This is a genomic window from Pseudomonas sp. N-137, assembly GCF_034555295.1.
GTDB lineage: Bacteria > Pseudomonadota > Gammaproteobacteria > Pseudomonadales > Pseudomonadaceae > Aquipseudomonas > Aquipseudomonas rhizophila.
In genome coordinates this window covers 1-2288 of record NZ_JAXUDQ010000013.1, presented here as the reverse complement: position 1 = coordinate 2288, position 2288 = coordinate 1, and the positions used below count along the sequence as shown (strand labels likewise).

Sequence of the window (2288 nt, the reverse complement as noted above, 5' to 3'; positions counted from 1 at the left end):
AATGGGTATGCGATAGGTTTGTGTGTTGTGCGAACTTTCGGTTCATAGCGTCTTCACACACCGCAATCTGGTGCCCTGTATCGGGTCAGCAAATTGCTTGGGTGTTATATGGTCAAGCCTCACGGGCAATTAGTATGGGTTAGCTCAACGCCTCACAGCGCTTACACACCCCACCTATCAACGTCGTAGTCTTCGACGGCCCTTCAGGGGACTCAAGGTCCCAGTGAGATCTCATCTTGAGGCAAGTTTCCCGCTTAGATGCTTTCAGCGGTTATCTTTTCCGAACATAGCTACCCGGCAATGCCACTGGCGTGACAACCGGAACACCAGAGGTTCGTCCACTCCGGTCCTCTCGTACTAGGAGCAGCCCCTCTCAAATCTCAAACGTCCACGGCAGATAGGGACCGAACTGTCTCACGACGTTCTAAACCCAGCTCGCGTACCACTTTAAATGGCGAACAGCCATACCCTTGGGACCGGCTTCAGCCCCAGGATGTGATGAGCCGACATCGAGGTGCCAAACACCGCCGTCGATATGAACTCTTGGGCGGTATCAGCCTGTTATCCCCGGAGTACCTTTTATCCGTTGAGCGATGGCCCTTCCATACAGAACCACCGGATCACTAAGACCTACTTTCGTACCTGCTCGACGTGTCTGTCTCGCAGTCAAGCGCGCTTTTGCCTTTATACTCTACGACCGATTTCCGACCGGTCTGAGCGCACCTTCGTACTCCTCCGTTACTCTTTAGGAGGAGACCGCCCCAGTCAAACTACCCACCATACACTGTCCTCGATCCGGATAACGGACCTGAGTTAGAACCTCAAAGTTGCCAGGGTGGTATTTCAAGGATGGCTCCACGCGAACTGGCGTCCACGCTTCAAAGCCTCCCACCTATCCTACACAAGCAAATTCAAAGTCCAGTGCAAAGCTATAGTAAAGGTTCACGGGGTCTTTCCGTCTAGCCGCGGATACACTGCATCTTCACAGCGATTTCAATTTCACTGAGTCTCGGGTGGAGACAGCGCCGCCATCGTTACGCCATTCGTGCAGGTCGGAACTTACCCGACAAGGAATTTCGCTACCTTAGGACCGTTATAGTTACGGCCGCCGTTTACCGGGGCTTCGATCAAGAGCTTCGCGTTAGCTAACCCCATCAATTAACCTTCCGGCACCGGGCAGGCGTCACACCCTATACGTCCACTTTCGTGTTTGCAGAGTGCTGTGTTTTTAATAAACAGTCGCAGCGGCCTGGTATCTTCGACCGGCGTGGGCTTACGCAGCAAGTGCTTCACCCTCACCGGCGCACCTTCTCCCGAAGTTACGGTGCCATTTTGCCTAGTTCCTTCACCCGAGTTCTCTCAAGCGCCTTGGTATTCTCTACCCAACCACCTGTGTCGGTTTGGGGTACGGTTCCTGGTTACCTGAAGCTTAGAAGCTTTTCTTGGAAGCATGGCATCAACCACTTCGTCACCCAAAGGGTAACTCGTCATCAGCTCTCGGCCTTAAGATCCCGGATTTACCTAAGATCTCAGCCTACCACCTTAAACTTGGACAACCAACGCCAAGCTGGCCTAGCCTTCTCCGTCCCTCCATCGCAATAACCAGAAGTACAGGAATATTAACCTGTTTTCCATCGACTACGCTTTTCAGCCTCGCCTTAGGGACCGACTAACCCTGCGTCGATTAACGTTGCGCAGGAAACCTTGGTCTTTCGGCGTGGGTGTTTTTCACACCCATTGTCGTTACTCATGTCAGCATTCGCACTTCTGATACCTCCAGCAAGCTTCTCAACTCACCTTCACAGGCTTACAGAACGCTCCTCTACCGCATCACCTAAGTGATACCCGTAGCTTCGGTGTATGGTTTGAGCCCCGTTACATCTTCCGCGCAGGCCGACTCGACTAGTGAGCTATTACGCTTTCTTTAAAGGGTGGCTGCTTCTAAGCCAACCTCCTAGCTGTCTAAGCCTTCCCACATCGTTTCCCACTTAACCATAACTTTGGGACCTTAGCTGACGGTCTGGGTTGTTTCCCTTTTCACGACGGACGTTAGCACCCGCCGTGTGTCTCCCATGCTCGGCACTTGTAGGTATTCGGAGTTTGCATCGGTTTGGTAAGTCGGGATGACCCCCTAGCCGAAACAGTGCTCTACCCCCTACAGTGATACATGAGGCGCTACCTAAATAGCTTTCGAGGAGAACCAGCTATCTCCGAGCTTGATTAGCCTTTCACTCCGATCCACAGGTCATCCGCTAACTTTTCAACGGTAGTCGGTTCGGTCCTCCAGT

The 2288-nt window shown here is 52.6% G+C and carries 1 rRNA gene; it reads right to left on the bottom strand.

What is annotated here, in order from left to right:
- Positions 1–108: 108 nt before the first annotated feature.
- Positions 109–2288, bottom strand: a 23S ribosomal RNA gene (locus T3A99_RS13115); the annotation flags it as partial.